Annotated in this window: 14 protein-coding genes; 7 read left to right on the forward strand and 7 right to left on the reverse strand. The window is 44.8% G+C overall.

All coding sequences use genetic code 11. The annotated features are described in order from the left end of the window. Positions 1-424: 424 nt before the first annotated feature. The 4 genes from BIW15_RS16685 (at position 425) to phaC (ending at position 4,620) form a co-directional block, all read left to right on the forward strand. Positions 425-1,165, forward strand: a complete 741-nt coding sequence (locus BIW15_RS16685) for an SDR family oxidoreductase (protein WP_005477336.1) — start codon at positions 425-427, stop codon at positions 1,163-1,165. Between the two features lie 12 nt (positions 1,166-1,177). Then, the gene (locus BIW15_RS16690) at positions 1,178-2,386 is read left to right on the forward strand and encodes an acetyl-CoA C-acetyltransferase (protein WP_077281318.1); all 1,209 of its coding nucleotides are present in this window, start codon (positions 1,178-1,180) and stop codon (positions 2,384-2,386) included. Between the two features lie 44 nt (positions 2,387-2,430). After that, complete coding sequence (locus tag BIW15_RS16695) at positions 2,431-2,778, forward strand: phasin family protein (RefSeq protein WP_005398278.1); 348 nt, start codon at positions 2,431-2,433, stop codon at positions 2,776-2,778. Positions 2,779-2,844: 66 nt separating this feature from the next. Next, the gene (phaC, locus tag BIW15_RS16700; protein WP_005463495.1) at positions 2,845-4,620 is read left to right on the forward strand and encodes a class I poly(R)-hydroxyalkanoic acid synthase; all 1,776 of its coding nucleotides are present in this window, start codon (positions 2,845-2,847) and stop codon (positions 4,618-4,620) included. 171 nt (positions 4,621-4,791) lie between these two features. Here phaC and BIW15_RS16705 read toward each other — a convergent pair whose 3' ends face one another. The 6 genes from BIW15_RS16705 to napF form a co-directional block, all read right to left on the reverse strand. Next, complete coding sequence (locus BIW15_RS16705; RefSeq protein WP_005463497.1) at positions 4,792-4,926, reverse strand: TIGR02808 family protein; 135 nt, start codon at positions 4,924-4,926, stop codon at positions 4,792-4,794. Between the two features lie 11 nt (positions 4,927-4,937). Then, positions 4,938-5,516, reverse strand: coding sequence for a NapC/NirT family cytochrome c (locus tag BIW15_RS16710; RefSeq protein WP_005463498.1), 579 nt, complete (start codon positions 5,514-5,516; stop codon positions 4,938-4,940). Between the two features lie 28 nt (positions 5,517-5,544). Next, positions 5,545-6,000 carry a nitrate reductase cytochrome c-type subunit gene (locus BIW15_RS16715; RefSeq protein WP_011106440.1) on the reverse strand — a complete coding sequence of 152 codons (456 nt, stop codon included), beginning with the start codon at positions 5,998-6,000 and terminating at the stop codon, positions 5,545-5,547. Between the two features lie 78 nt (positions 6,001-6,078). Further along, on the reverse strand, positions 6,079-8,568 hold the full coding sequence (napA, locus tag BIW15_RS16720) for a periplasmic nitrate reductase subunit alpha (protein WP_005463500.1): 2,490 nt from the start codon (positions 8,566-8,568) through the stop codon (positions 6,079-6,081). Continuing rightward, positions 8,565-8,873 (reverse strand): chaperone NapD, encoded by a 309-nt coding sequence (locus tag BIW15_RS16725; RefSeq protein ID WP_005463501.1) that lies wholly within the window; start codon positions 8,871-8,873, stop codon positions 8,565-8,567. Before BIW15_RS16725 ends, napA begins: the two co-directional genes overlap by 4 nt. Positions 8,874-8,912: 39 nt before the next feature. Next, the gene (gene napF / locus BIW15_RS16730) at positions 8,913-9,398 is read right to left on the reverse strand and encodes a ferredoxin-type protein NapF (protein ID WP_020838051.1); all 486 of its coding nucleotides are present in this window, start codon (positions 9,396-9,398) and stop codon (positions 8,913-8,915) included. 247 nt (positions 9,399-9,645) lie between these two features. Between napF and narQ the strand changes: the two genes are divergently transcribed. Beyond that, positions 9,646-11,382 (forward strand): nitrate/nitrite two-component system sensor histidine kinase NarQ, encoded by a 1,737-nt coding sequence (gene narQ, locus BIW15_RS16735; RefSeq protein WP_020838050.1) that lies wholly within the window; start codon positions 9,646-9,648, stop codon positions 11,380-11,382. Continuing rightward, entirely contained in the window at positions 11,369-12,001 is a 633-nt protein-coding gene (locus BIW15_RS16740; RefSeq protein ID WP_005485085.1) for a response regulator, read from the forward strand. Before narQ ends, BIW15_RS16740 begins: the two co-directional genes overlap by 14 nt. Before the next feature lie 96 nt (positions 12,002-12,097). Here the strand turns inward: BIW15_RS16740 and BIW15_RS16745 are convergent, their stop codons facing one another. Then, positions 12,098-12,271 (reverse strand): RNA helicase, encoded by a 174-nt coding sequence (locus tag BIW15_RS16745; protein ID WP_077281314.1) that lies wholly within the window; start codon positions 12,269-12,271, stop codon positions 12,098-12,100. Positions 12,272-12,532: 261 nt separating this feature from the next. On the opposite strand from BIW15_RS16745, the gene BIW15_RS16750 reads away from it, so the two are divergent. After that, positions 12,533-13,396, forward strand: a complete 864-nt coding sequence (locus BIW15_RS16750; protein ID WP_025509027.1) for a DUF6279 family lipoprotein — start codon at positions 12,533-12,535, stop codon at positions 13,394-13,396. Positions 13,397-13,463: the final 67 nt, after the last annotated feature.

Raw genomic sequence — 13,463 nt, forward strand, 5'->3', positions numbered from 1 at the left:
TGATAATTGTCTTTACTGATATTTGAATTATTATTCTAATCTTGTTTTTGCCATAATCATTTAGACTTAAAATTCAGATCTTAAATCATGACATAATGTAACGTCTGCTGTTCTGTATGTAATCATATGATATATAAGGATTATTTTACCGTGTTGGTAGGCTGATGTTTCAGGTGAGTACTATTAAAAACAATGAGTTATGAAGAATTAACTATTTTATAACATTTCATGTGTAATGAGATCTAAATCAATCTTATGCAAATGGTTTAGTTTTTTATTTGAAATGTAATATTTCTAGGTTAACTTAAAATAAAAGGCAGCACAGGATTGGTTGTCAAAAGAATAAATAAACACGTCAGTTGGTGAAATATTTCATCAGTGTATTAAGTTTGCTTTTTAAATGCCGTTAAGAATGGAGTCTTCAATGAAGAAAGTCGCTTTGATCACTGGATCAAAAGGCGGAATTGGTTCTGCTATTTCCTCTCAATTAGTCAATGACGGTTACCGTGTAATCGCTACTTATTTCACAGGTAACTACGAATGTGCGCTGGAGTGGTTCAACAGTAAAGGGTTTACCAAAGATCAGGTTCGCCTTTTTGAGTTGGACGTAACAAACACAGCTGAGTGTGCAGAGAAGTTAGCGCAATTGCTTGAGGAAGAAGGAACCATTGATGTTGTTGTCAACAACGCAGGTATCACACGCGATGGCGTGTTTAAAAAGATGACTGCGCAAGCTTGGAATGATGTCATCAATACCAACCTCAATAGTCTATTCAACGTTACGCAACCCCTATTCGCAGCAATGTGCGAAAAAGGTGGTGGTCGTGTCATCAATATCTCTTCAGTCAATGGTCTAAAAGGGCAGTTTGGTCAAGCAAACTACTCGGCGGCGAAAGCTGGGATGATCGGTTTCTCTAAAGCCTTGGCATACGAAGGCGCTCGCTCGGGTGTGACGGTCAATGTTATCGCTCCGGGGTACACAGGTACGCCAATGGTTGAGCAAATGAAGCCAGAAGTGTTGGAATCCATCACGAACCAAATCCCAATGAAACGCCTTGCGACACCAGAAGAAATTGCAGCATCAGTGAGCTTCTTGGTCAGCGATGCCGGCGCCTATATCACCGGTGAGACTTTGTCGGTGAACGGCGGCCTATACATGCACTAAGGAGATAAGATGATGGAAAAAGTATTTATCGTAGCGGCGAAGCGTACCCCAATTGGCGCTTTTGGTGGCAGCCTGAAAAATACCTCAGCTGGCGATCTGGCAGCAGTAGCGATTAAGGGCGCGTTAGAAGCAGCAAAGTTGGCTGGCGACAAGGTTGACGAAGTGATTGTCGGTAACGTTGTTGGTGCAGGTCAAGGCATGGGTGTTGGCCGCCAAGCGGCATTGTTTGCTGGGATTCCCGAATCTGTTCCTGCATACGGCGTAAACATGGTTTGCGGTAGCGGTATGAAAACGGTCATGGACGCAGTTTCTCATATCCGTATTGGCGATGCAGAGATCGTTGTTGCGGCGGGTGTTGAGGTCATGTCTCAGATTCCGTTTGCCGCACCAAGCAGCATTCGTGATGGCAACAAAATGGGCAATCTGGAGCTGAAAGATCTGCTCGTAGCGGACGGCTTAACTGACGTTTACAACCAATATCACATGGGTGTGACGGCAGAAAACGTAGCAAAAGAAATCGGCCTAACTCGTCAACAGCAAGACGAATATGCGTTGTCTAGCCAACAGAAAGCGGTTGCCGCTATTGAAGCAGGTAAATTCAAAGACGAAATTGTGCCAGTGGAAGTGCAACAGCGTCGAGAAACCGTACTGTTCGATACCGATGAATACCCAAAAGCGAACGCAACAATGGAAGCTTTAAGCAAGCTGCGTCCTGCTTTTGACCGCGAAGGCACAGTGACTGCGGGTAATGCGTCGGGCATTAACGATGGCGCGAGTGCGATTATCGTTGCGTCTGAAAGCGCAGTTAAAGCGCACGGATTAACGCCGCTTGCTGAGATCGTAAGCTACGCGCAATCGGGTCTTGATCCGAAGATCATGGGCTTAGGTCCAGTTGAGTCGGTCAATAAAGCACTCGCAAAAGCGGAACTCACAGTAAACGACATCGACGTTTACGAGTTAAACGAAGCATTTGCAGCGCAAGCACTTGGCGTGATTCATCAGTTGGCGGAAACCAACCAAGTTCCAGTTAATGCGATTCAAGATAAAGCGAACTTTAACGGCGGTGCTATCGCGCTAGGCCACCCGCTTGGTGCATCGGGCAACCGAATTTTAGTGACGCTTGTTCACGAGCTTCATAAGCAAAATGGTCAATATGGTGTTGCTTCACTTTGTGTGGGTGGCGGCATGGGCACGGCTGTGGTTGTAAAAGCAGTTAAGTAATTATTTAAACGGACATTTTTAATTCTTTCTCTAGGAGATAAACCATGTACACTGATTTTTTCAAAACATTTAGCGATCAAACTGAAAAAAATCTAGAACCTTACTTGAAGTTCAACAAGCTAGTGACAAAAAACGTAGAAGTGTTGACTGAGCTTCAACTGAACGCAATTCGCACTTACAGCGAAGTGGGTCTAAACCAGATGAAAGCCGCGTCAGAAATCAAAGACGTGACATCACTAACTGCTTTCAACAGCCAACAGCTAAGCGTGCTTACTAAGCTTTCTCAGCAAATGATGGATGACAGCAACAAGCTTCAAGCCATTGCAAAAGAGTTCAAAGAAGACGTTGAGAAAATGACTTCGGAAAATCTAAAGACTGTTACTCCTGCGTAATTTGTCCGATTCTCGCCGCCCCTAGATTTGGGCGGCGTTGTTTTTTCCGAATATAGGAGTAAGACTATGTTTCAACACTTCTTTTCGGACTATCTTGTTAAGCTTCAGGAAACCAATCATCAGTGGTGGCATGATTTCGAAGTGAACAAGGCAGTCGTGAACTCTCCTTTAAACAAGGCTATGCAAGAAGTGAACTTTGAGGATACTGCCAAACTGTTCGAACAAGCTGCGAATCAGCCTGCTGCGATTTTAAAGCTGCAAGCACAGTGGTGGGAACAGCAACTGCAAATTTGGCAGAATGTTGCATTGGCGGGGAATCAAGCACAAATCATTGAAGCTGAAAAAGGGGATAAGCGTTTCTCAAACGAAGCGTGGCAAAATGAAGCCATGTATAGCTTCATCAAACAATCCTACCTTTTATTCAGTAAGACCTATCTTGATACCATCGAGTCTTTGGAAGGCTTAGACGAAAAGACGAAAGAACGCATTATTTTCTTCTCTCGCCAAGCCATTAACGCCCTTTCTCCTTCCAACTTCATCGCAACTAACCCAGAGCTTTTAAAGCTGACACTTGAGCAAAACGGTCAAAATCTACTGGCTGGCTTAGAGCAGTTGAAAGAAGACGTTGAGTCGAGCGCAGATATTTTAAAAGTGCGTATGACGAACAACAACGCTTTCCGAGTGGGTGATGACGTTGCGACAACCGCTGGCGATGTGGTGTTTCAGAATGAGTTGTTTGAGCTTATTCAATATCGTCCGTTAACCGAAAAAGTCAATGCGACACCACTGCTTATCGTTCCGCCTTTCATCAACAAATACTACATTCTTGACCTCACTGCGAAGAACTCGATGGTTCGCTGGTTGCTTGAACAAGGCCACAGTGTGTTCATGATTTCTTGGCGTAATCCAGGTAAAGCGCAAGCGCATGTTGAATTTGGTGATTACGTTACTGAAGGCGTTGTGAAAGCGGTTTCTGCGATCGAAGAAATCACAGGGCAAGAGCAAATCAACGCGGCAGGCTACTGCATTGGTGGTACGGTTTTAGCGAGCACTGTTGCGTACTATGCAGCAAAACGTATGAAGAAGCGCATCAAATCGGCGACGTTCTTCACCACGCTTTTGGACTTTTCTCAACCGGGCGAAGTCGGCGCGTACATTAACGACACAATCATTAGCGCTATCGAGACGCAGAACAACGCAAAAGGTTACATGGATGGTCGTTCACTGAGCGTAACATTCAGCTTGTTGCGTGAAAACAGCTTGTACTGGAACTACTACGTCGACAATTACTTGAAAGGTAACAGTCCGGTTGATTTCGACTTGTTGTACTGGAACAGCGATAGCACCAACGTCAGTGCCGCGTCTCATAACTTCTTGCTTCGTGAGCTCTATTTAGAGAACAAGCTGGTGCAAGATAAAGGCGTCAAAATTGGTGGAGTATGGATTGATCTAAATAAGATCAAAATTCCTAGCTATTTTGTGTCAACGAAAGAAGACCACATCGCGCTTTGGCAAGGCACATACCGAGGTGCATTGCACACTGGCGGCAATAAGACCTTTGTATTAGGCGAATCGGGCCATATTGCTGGTATTGTTAACCATCCTGCTAAAAACAAATATGGCTACTGGTTAAATGACACTCTTGATGACTCAGCTGATGAGTGGTTGAGCAATGCAGAACACAAAGAGGGTTCTTGGTGGACGCATTGGAACGAATGGTTATTGCAATACAACCCGCAAGAGCAGGTTGAACCATTCCCTGTGGGCTCAGAAAATTACCCAGTAATTGACGAAGCGCCAGGACAATACGTTAAGCAAGTTCTGCCTGTGAAAGAGTCTTAAAACTCCCTATAGCAGTAATCTTTAGCGGCCTACATGGTCGCTTTTTTTATGGTCGGATAAGCTGCGATTACACTATAAAAAACAAAAAAGCGCCGAGCATTTGCTCGGCGCTTAGTGTCAACAAAATAGGCAATAAAAAGTTGACGGGGTAGAGATGAACTAACCTTGCGGTTAAACCTCTTTATCCTTACCTAGTGAGAGTAGCCATAAAGAGACTGCTGCTACTCCTACAAAGCCGGAAAGAATAATTACTGGCATTGCGCTGTATCCAAGGATATGCCAAATCACAGATTCTAAAGTACTCATGGTTTGTCTCCTTATTGCCAGCCTTCAACGCCACTCATGTCAGGCAACTTGTGAGCAATACCTTTATGACAATCTACACAGGTCTTGTCGCCAGAAGCTAACGCTGTTGAGTGTTGAGCCGCAGCACGCGAGCCCTGCTGTGAGTAGTCCATGTAATCAAACTCGTGACAGTTACGACACTCTAGAGAGTCATTCTTCTTCATACGAGCCCATTCGCGCTCGGCTAGATGGCCACGACGAGCTTGGAACTTCTCTGGTGTATCAATGGTGCCAAGAACGTAGTGCGCAAACAGTTCTTTTGACGCTTGAACTTTACGTACGATCTTATCTGTCCATTCATGTGGTACGTGACAGTCAGAACAGATTGCACGAACGCCTGAACGGTTAGAGTAGTGGATCGTCTCTTGGATTTCTTTCACGATAGGTGCGTGACACCCAGAACAGAATTCTTCCGTGTTCGTTGCTTCCATACCCGTGTTGAATGCGCCCCAAAACAGAAGACCACCGGCAAAGCCTAAGAATAAAACCACACCAGCGGCAGCTTTACTTGGGTTCTTCAGCCTCTTCCAAAACGCTTTAAGTATTTTCATAAATGACCTCTTAGTACTTGCGTTTCAACTACTGAAGTGAATCAACTGACTGGAATTCATTTTCCACTAGCGGTTTCGCATTGGTTTGTGGAACGTGACATTGCAGACAGAAGTAACGACGAGGAGAGACATCAGCAAGTACTGCATCTTGGCGGTTTACATAGTGCGTTACACTGATTTTTGTTGCGCCAGACTCTTTCGCGTTTTTCCAGCTATGACATGCAAGACACTTGTTTGCGTTCAGTGACACTTCGTAGCTACGGATGCTATGTGGAATTAACGGTGGCTGATAAACAAAGCTGTCTTCAACGATTTGGTCTTTCGGAAAATCTTTAAATTCGTCTGCAGGGCGAGTGTCTTCCAGCTGAGTCATTCCGCGTAGCGACTCAAGGCCACCTGTGCCTCCTGGATTGTCCAACTCTGCTTGCGCAATGCCTGTTACTAATGCACCTACAGATAAAAGTGCGACAAGTAATTTTTTCATCATTTCATCTCCGCCTATATGGCTTAAATTCTTTATGAGGCCGCCGCTATGACGGCCTTTACGTTCGTGATTTGACGGTTAAGCAACCTTAGTGATTTTGACTGGACACTTCTTAAAGTCTGTCTGTTTAGACAGAGGGTCAGTCGCATCAAGGATTAGCTTGTTGATCAAAATACGAGCATCAAAGAACGGTACGAATACCAAGCCTTTTGGCGGACGGTTACGACCGCGCGTTTCAACGCGAACGCGTACTTCGCCACGTTTGTTCGCGATAACCACTTCTTCACCGCGACGTACGTTGCGCGCTTTCGCATCTTCTGGGTGCATGTAACACACCGCATCCGGTACTGCTTTGTACAGCTCAGGTACACGACGAGTCATGGTACCAGTGTGCCAGTGCTCAAGAACACGGCCTGTACATAGCCATAGGTCGAATTCTGAATCTGGCACTTCTGGTGGAGCTTCGTACGGTGCAGAGATGATCTTCGCTTTACCGTCGGCATTGCCGTAGAAATCCCAACCTGAACCCGCTTTCGCGTATGGGTCCGAGCCTTCTTTAAAGCGCCACTGTGTTTCTTTACCATCAACGACTGGCCAACGTAGACCGCGCACGGTGTGGTACACATCGTATGGTGCTAAGTCATGACCATGGCCGCGGCCGAACGTTGCGTATTCTTCAAACAGACCTTTTTGAACGTAGAAACCGAAGTGGTGCGAATCGTCGTTCAGTTCACGTGCCTCTTCAAGCGGGAACTTGTCAACTTGGCCATTTTTGAACAGCATGTCGTACATGGTTTTGCCACGGTACTGAGGCGCTTTCGCTAGAAGTTCTTCTGGCCATACTTCTTCCATCTTGAAGCGTTTAGAGAACTCCATTACCTGCCATAGGTCAGACTTAGCGTCGCCTACCGTGCCTACTTGTTGGTACCAAGCTTGAGTACGACGTTCTGCGTTACCGTAAGCGCCTTCTTTTTCAATCCACATCGCTGTTGGAAGGATAAGGTCAGCCGCTTGAGCGGTAGCCGTAGGGTATGGGTCAGAAACAACGATGAAGTTTTCCGGGTTACGGTAGCCAGGCAGACGTTCAGTGTTGATGTTCGGACCAGCTTGCATGTTGTTGTTACATTGAACCCAGTAACAGTTCAGTACGCCATCGTTCAGCATACGGTCTTGAAGTACCGCGTGGAAACCTGGTTTTGGTGGAATCGTGCCTTCAGGCAGTTTCCAGATTTTTTCTGCGATTTGGCGGTGTTTAGGGTTAGCAACCACCATGTCTGCTGGTAGACGGTGAGCAAACGTACCAACTTCACGAGCTGTACCACACGCCGATGGCTGACCAGTTAGTGAGAATGGGCTATTACCCGGAGTAGCGATTTTACCGGTTAGAAGGTGGATGTTGTAAACCAAGTTGTTCATCCACACGCCGCGAGTATGTTGGTTCATACCCATTGTCCAAAGTGACATTACTTTCGTGTTTGGATCGGCGTATTGCTTCGCAAGCTCAATCAGTTTTTCTTTCTCAACACCCGAGATCTCAGACGCTTTCTCGACCGTGTATGGCGCTACAGACTTCTTGTACTCTTCGAAAGAGATTGACGTCAGTTTGCCTGAGTTAGGGTTTTTCGCTGCTTTTTGTAGCGGGTCGTCGTCACGCAGACCGTAACCGATGTCGGTGTCTGCTTGAGTAAAGTTCGTGTGCTTGTTCACGAAATCCCAGTTTACTGCATCGTTTTCGATGATGTAGTTCGCGATAAAGTTAGCAATCGCAAGGTCAGACTGTGGGTTAAAAATGTAGCCGTGATCTGCCAACTCGAATGAACGGTGGTAGTAAGTTGAAAGTACGTTTACGCGAACATGAGGGTGGCTCAGGCGACGGTCAGTAATACGAGTCCATAGTACTGGGTGCATTTCTGCCATGTTCGAACCCCAAAGCACGAATGCATCAGCGTTCTCGAAGTCATCGTAACAGCCCATAGGTTCATCGATACCGAAAGCACGCATGAAACCTACTACCGCAGACGCCATACAGTGACGCGCGTTAGGGTCAATGTTGTTAGAACGGAAACCGGCTTTCATCATTTTCGCCGCCGCGTAACCTTCCATTACAGTCCATTGGCCAGAGCCAAACATACCAACGCTAGTCGGGCCTTTTTTCTCTAGAGATGCTTTCCATTTTTCTGCCATCGTATCGAATGCAACGTCCCACGAAACTGGCGTAAATTCGCCATCTTTGTGGTATTTGCCGTCTTTCATACGAAGAAGAGGTTGAGTCAGACGGTCTTGACCGTACATGATCTTAGAAAGGAAGTAGCCTTTGATACAGTTTAGGCCTTTGTTTACTGGTGCTTCTGGGTCACCCTGAGTAGCAACGACTTTGCCGTTTTGAGTACCAACAAGAACAGAACAGCCTGTACCACAAAAACGACAAGGCGCTTTGTCCCATGTGATTTTGGTTTGATCAGAGCTTGCAATCAGGTTCGCTGCAGATGCTGGTAGTGTAATACCTGCGACAGCAGCAGCTGATGCAGCCGCGTTTGCTTTCACAAACGCACGTCTTGTCATTTTCATACTTCACCCTCGATTTGGGAATGTTGTGTTCCAGTGTCTTCTTCATCCGTTTCTTCAAGCGCAGTTTCGATTTGGTGATAAACCAACACTGTGCTCAAAACATTCGGTAAATTGTTAATGGCATCGATAGTGTCTGTGATGAAACCTTGGTTTTCGGTTTCAAGCACCACAACGATTTTGCCTTCTGGACTGTCTCCGTAAATTTCCGCGTTTTCATACGTTTCAATTTGCGTCTTAATTTCATCCAGATGCTCAGGCAGCACGTGCACTACTAAACTTGAAATATGCACTTCATTTAGTGACATATAGCTCTCTCATTTATTGCCGTTTACCGTATATACGGCTTAGGCTGTTATATTGCTCACATTGATGGATGAAGTCGGGCACACAGAAACACATGCGCCGCAGCCGTTGCATTCATCAAGGTTTAAATTGGGTTGTGCTACTTTTCCCAGTTCTAACTTGAACTGGATTGCCATTGGGTCGCACATGTCCCCACAGCTTCTGCATTCGACATTTTGCTTTGCTAAACAGCTATCACTAATTACTGCTTTTGCCTGCCAAGGTTGCTCGGTTTCTGCTAAAAAGAGCGGCTCTGGACAAACATCTGCGCATTGATAGCAAAACGTACATTCATCAATAGAAAAATCGACTGAAGGGAATCCGCCGTCACTTTTGGTTATAATTTTCGTTTCGCATGCGTCAATGCACTTTCCGCAACGAGTACAACCATCCGTGAACTGTTCTGGTCGGGCTAACCAAGGTAGGCGAACGGCGTTATCGGTATGCGTTTTTCTTGCAAAGAGTCTTCTTCTGGAAAGGTCTACCACTTAGTCACCTCGAAACTTGGAACCCAAACTAAGCATAGTCCACAATTTTCATTAATAAACTGTCATTAAAGCTAACGAAATTGTAGTTTTTGACATATTTGTATAAATACCTCTTAGGAGGTAATTGGGATGCAATATTGTTTTGGATCAATAAATTCCATCGCAGGTGATCACATATTGATAAAGTTGAAAGTCAATGGGTTCATTGCGTGTACAAGTTGGACAATTAATAGGCGAGGAACTCTGATTGTTTAAAAATGTGAAAAAGTCAGTAACGCGCACGATTGCGTCCGCGATGCTTCTGATTTTGTTGTTATCAGTAGCAACGACTGGCTTTGCTATTTTTACCCTTGCGTCAAGCCTAAATGACGCAGAAGCCGTCAACGTGGCGGGGTCGATGCGCATGCAAAGTTATCGTTTAGCACACGACATTCAGATTCGATCTGTTGATTATTCTTCACATATTGACGCATTTGAGCACTCTATTTACTCGCCTTCGATGAAAGCACTTCAGCATTGGTCTGTGCCGGAAGACATCACTCACGATTACTATCGCTTAATCATGCGATGGCACGAGTTAAAATCGGTGTTGAGAGGGGAGGACCCAAGCCAATATCAACTCTTGGTCGCGGGCTTTGTTCAGCAGATCGACGACTTTGTGTTTAAGCTGCAAAACTTTTCTGAGCAGAAGCTCATCAACTTAGCTTGGATTGGCGGGTTAGGGCTGGGCGGCATTCTTTGCGCCAGTATGTTTGTTGTCCACTTTATCCGTTTGGAAGTTGTGAGGCCGCTGCGTGCACTAGTATTCGCAAGTGAACGAATTAAAAATCGCTCTTTTGATATCAATTTAGCGGTGTCAAGTGACAACGAAATGGGCATACTCACGCGCACCTTCAATCGGATGGCGACAGACCTCGGTAAGCTCTATCGTGGATTGGAACAGGCGGTAGACGAGAAAACTCGCAAGTTGCAACATGCGAATCAGTCTTTAGAAGTGCTTTATGATTCCTCAAAAGAACTCACAGCATCGCGCATTAATCAGGATAATTTCCAGGCGATTTTGAAGCACATTGCGAGCTTAGAAGGCATTAAAGCGGTAAAGCTTGAAATCGAACAGTTGGGAGAGCCTAATTGGATCCTTACGGAAGGGGAAGAGTGCTGCCATGATTGTGATGATGAATGTCATGCAGAACCTTTAACGTTAGATGGCGAACATCTCGGTTCTCTATATTGGAAAGCAGGCTTACCGTGCCCGAACGAGACGCTAATTGACAACTTTGTACAAATTCTCTCGCGAGCGGTGTACTACAATCGCGCACAGCGTCAAGCAGAGCAAATTTTGTTGATGGAAGAGCGCGCGACCATTGCTCGCGAACTTCACGACTCTTTGGCTCAAGCGTTATCCTATTTGAAAATTCAGGTCGCTTTATTAAAGAGAAGCGTGAAAAATCTTCCTGACGAAAAGGCCATCGCTCAAGCCAATCAAGTGATTGCAGAGCTGGATACGGGCTTGTCGGCTGCTTATACCCAGTTACGTGAGCTGTTAACGACATTCCGTCTGACGATCAAAGAAGGCAGTTTTGGCCAAGCGCTGCAAGAGATGGTTGAAACGCTTAATGAGCAAACAACGGCAGAAATTACGTTGAAAAATAGACTTTCATCGACGGAATTAGATGCGCATCAACAAGTCCATTTACTACAGTTGATCAGAGAGGCTGCACTGAATGCGATTAAGCATGCGCAAGCTGACCATATACATATTCAATGTCTTGATTGTGATGGGAAAGTCACAGTAACCGTCTCCGATGACGGGGTAGGCTTTGAACATCAGGACGAAAAAATTAATCATTACGGTATGACGATCATGCAAGAGCGAGCAGCGAGACTGCACGCCGATCTACAGATTGAGGCATCAATAAACAAAGGGTGCACCGTAAAACTCGAATTCCAACACAGTAAGGAAGTAAACTTTGACAGTGTGTAAAGTAATGCTGGTGGATGATCATCCACTGATGCGACGTGGTATCCATCAACTCCTGAGCTTTGAGCCAGAGTTTGAAGTCGTTGCAGAAGCAAGCAATGGCGCAGATGCAGTCGCAAAAGCGCATGAGCTTGAGCTCGATTTGGTACTGCTAGATCTCAACATGAAAGGCATGTCTGGGCTGGATACGTTAAAAGCGCTGCGAGCAGATGGTTGTGAGGCGAGGATTGTTATTCTGACCGTTTCAGACAGCCCTGCGGATATTGAAGCGATTGTACGCAGTGGCGCGGATGGCTACTTGTTAAAAGATACAGAGCCGGATGAGCTTGTTGAGCTACTCAAACAGGCCCATCAGGGTGACAAGGCATACAGTCAAGAGGTTGCCAAGTATTTGAGTGAACGCTCTGATCATGAAGATGTTTTTGATTCGCTAACGGATCGCGAAACGCAAATACTGCGAGAGGTGGCAAGAGGCTTCCGTAATAAGCAGATTGCCGATCGTTTGTTTATTTCTGAATCGACGGTAAAAGTACACATGAAGAGCTTACTTAAGAAGCTTCAAGTACCTTCTCGTACGGCGGCAACGGTACTTTACTTAGAGCGCTTCGGAGATATCAAATAGTCACGCTGTCGTCGCTGTGTTGCGACCTTATCTTTTGATTATTAAATAATTTTTATAAAATCAGAAATGAAAAAACCGCCATTAATGGCGGTTTTTTCATTTGTCTGGGCGAATAGAATACAAGTCACTGTTGTGCTTGCCGCACTCCAGATAATACTGATGCGCCACCTTTTTATTTTCGGCGACGACGATCATACTGTGTATTTTCCCCTGTTCGAAATATCGAATTTCATATTCTACACTGGTATCAAGTTGCTCAGCGGCTGCCATACTTCGCCTCCATAACCTATCCTAAAATCATCCATGCAAATAATATGCCGTTATAGGGAGCGCTGTTCGGTACAATAATTGACCGATAATTGCGCTCTAACTCACTTTTTTGCGGATAGTTGTGATCAAAAAGTTAATTTCAAACTCTATATACTATGAGGGTGGCAATGAGCAATTGTCACACTGGCGTAAGTTTGCCGCAATATTAAGTGATACAAGTTGAGTATAGAACTTAATCAATAGAAAAGGGAATACGAATAAGTGATTAAATTATCGAGTTTATCCAATAAAGTTCTTCAATACGGATTCGTGTTCTTGTTGGTTATTTTACTGGCCGGATGTACGAAAAAGTTTCTATATAGCAACATCGATTGGTTTGTTATTGAATATTTAGATGACTACGTATCGCTTAACGATGAACAAGAAACGTTGCTTGAAGAGCGACTATTGCTATTAGCAGATTGGCATAAGAAAGAAGAATTACCGTTATATATCGATCACTTAAAAGAGCTTGAGAATATTAACGCAAACAATATTACTCTCGCGTTTTTGCAGAAAAACCGAGAAAAAATGAAAGCGCACTATGACCGTATTGTGTCGAGATCGGCGCCAGATTTGTTCTCTTTGAGCTTACAACTGACGCCAAAGCAACAACAAGAGTTTTTGCAAAACGTGCGAAAGGACTATCAAGAAAGAAACGCAAAATATGCGGATAAAACCGAAGCAGAGATCAGAGAGATTATTTTAGAGAATACAGAGGAGTGGATGGAAGAATGGATTGGGGAATTGAATAGCGATCAAAAACGGTACGCAAAACAAATTTCCCAGCAAACGATTTTGAATAGTCCACTTTGGCGAAATTATCGCGCTTCAATATATCAAGAGTTGGAATACCTTTTTGAAAATCAGTCCAACAGTGTTGTCTATCAACAAGTATTTATGCAGTTGTTGTTCGAGCCGGAAAGCTATTATAGCGAGCAACTATCCGAGAATATCGATCACAACCTTGGGTTAGTGGATCAATTGACGTTAAATGTAGCGAAGTCCATGACCGATAAACAGTGGATCCACTTCCACAATAAAGTCAAAGAATGGCGAGTGTTAGCAGAAGAACTTCAAGATTAAACATATTGAAAACAAATGGTTATTGTTATGTATACCAGGCTGAGCCGAGACTTTCTGAAGAAAAAAT

It is taken from the genome of Vibrio sp. SALL6, from assembly GCF_002002385.1.
Classification (GTDB): domain Bacteria; phylum Pseudomonadota; class Gammaproteobacteria; order Enterobacterales; family Vibrionaceae; genus Vibrio; species Vibrio parahaemolyticus.

What these genes read in the sequence shown, in the direction of transcription:
- BIW15_RS16705 (WP_005463497.1), bottom strand. Translation starts at nt 4,926, where the DNA reads ATGAGTACTTTAGAATCTGTGATTTGGCATATCCTTGGATACAGCGCA.
- BIW15_RS16690 (WP_077281318.1), top strand. Translation starts at nt 1,178, where the DNA reads ATGGAAAAAGTATTTATCGTAGCGGCGAAGCGTACCCCAATTGGCGCT.
- BIW15_RS16745 (WP_077281314.1), bottom strand. Translation starts at nt 12,271, where the DNA reads ATGGCAGCCGCTGAGCAACTTGATACCAGTGTAGAATATGAAATTCGA.
- phaC (WP_005463495.1), top strand. Translation starts at nt 2,845, where the DNA reads ATGTTTCAACACTTCTTTTCGGACTATCTTGTTAAGCTTCAGGAAACC.
- BIW15_RS16715 (WP_011106440.1), bottom strand. Translation starts at nt 6,000, where the DNA reads ATGAAAAAATTACTTGTCGCACTTTTATCTGTAGGTGCATTAGTAACA.
- BIW15_RS16695 (WP_005398278.1), top strand. Translation starts at nt 2,431, where the DNA reads ATGTACACTGATTTTTTCAAAACATTTAGCGATCAAACTGAAAAAAAT.
- BIW15_RS16685 (WP_005477336.1), top strand. Translation starts at nt 425, where the DNA reads ATGAAGAAAGTCGCTTTGATCACTGGATCAAAAGGCGGAATTGGTTCT.
- BIW15_RS16725 (WP_005463501.1), bottom strand. Translation starts at nt 8,873, where the DNA reads ATGTCACTAAATGAAGTGCATATTTCAAGTTTAGTAGTGCACGTGCTG.
- napA (WP_005463500.1), bottom strand. Translation starts at nt 8,568, where the DNA reads ATGAAAATGACAAGACGTGCGTTTGTGAAAGCAAACGCGGCTGCATCA.
- BIW15_RS16710 (WP_005463498.1), bottom strand. Translation starts at nt 5,516, where the DNA reads ATGAAAATACTTAAAGCGTTTTGGAAGAGGCTGAAGAACCCAAGTAAA.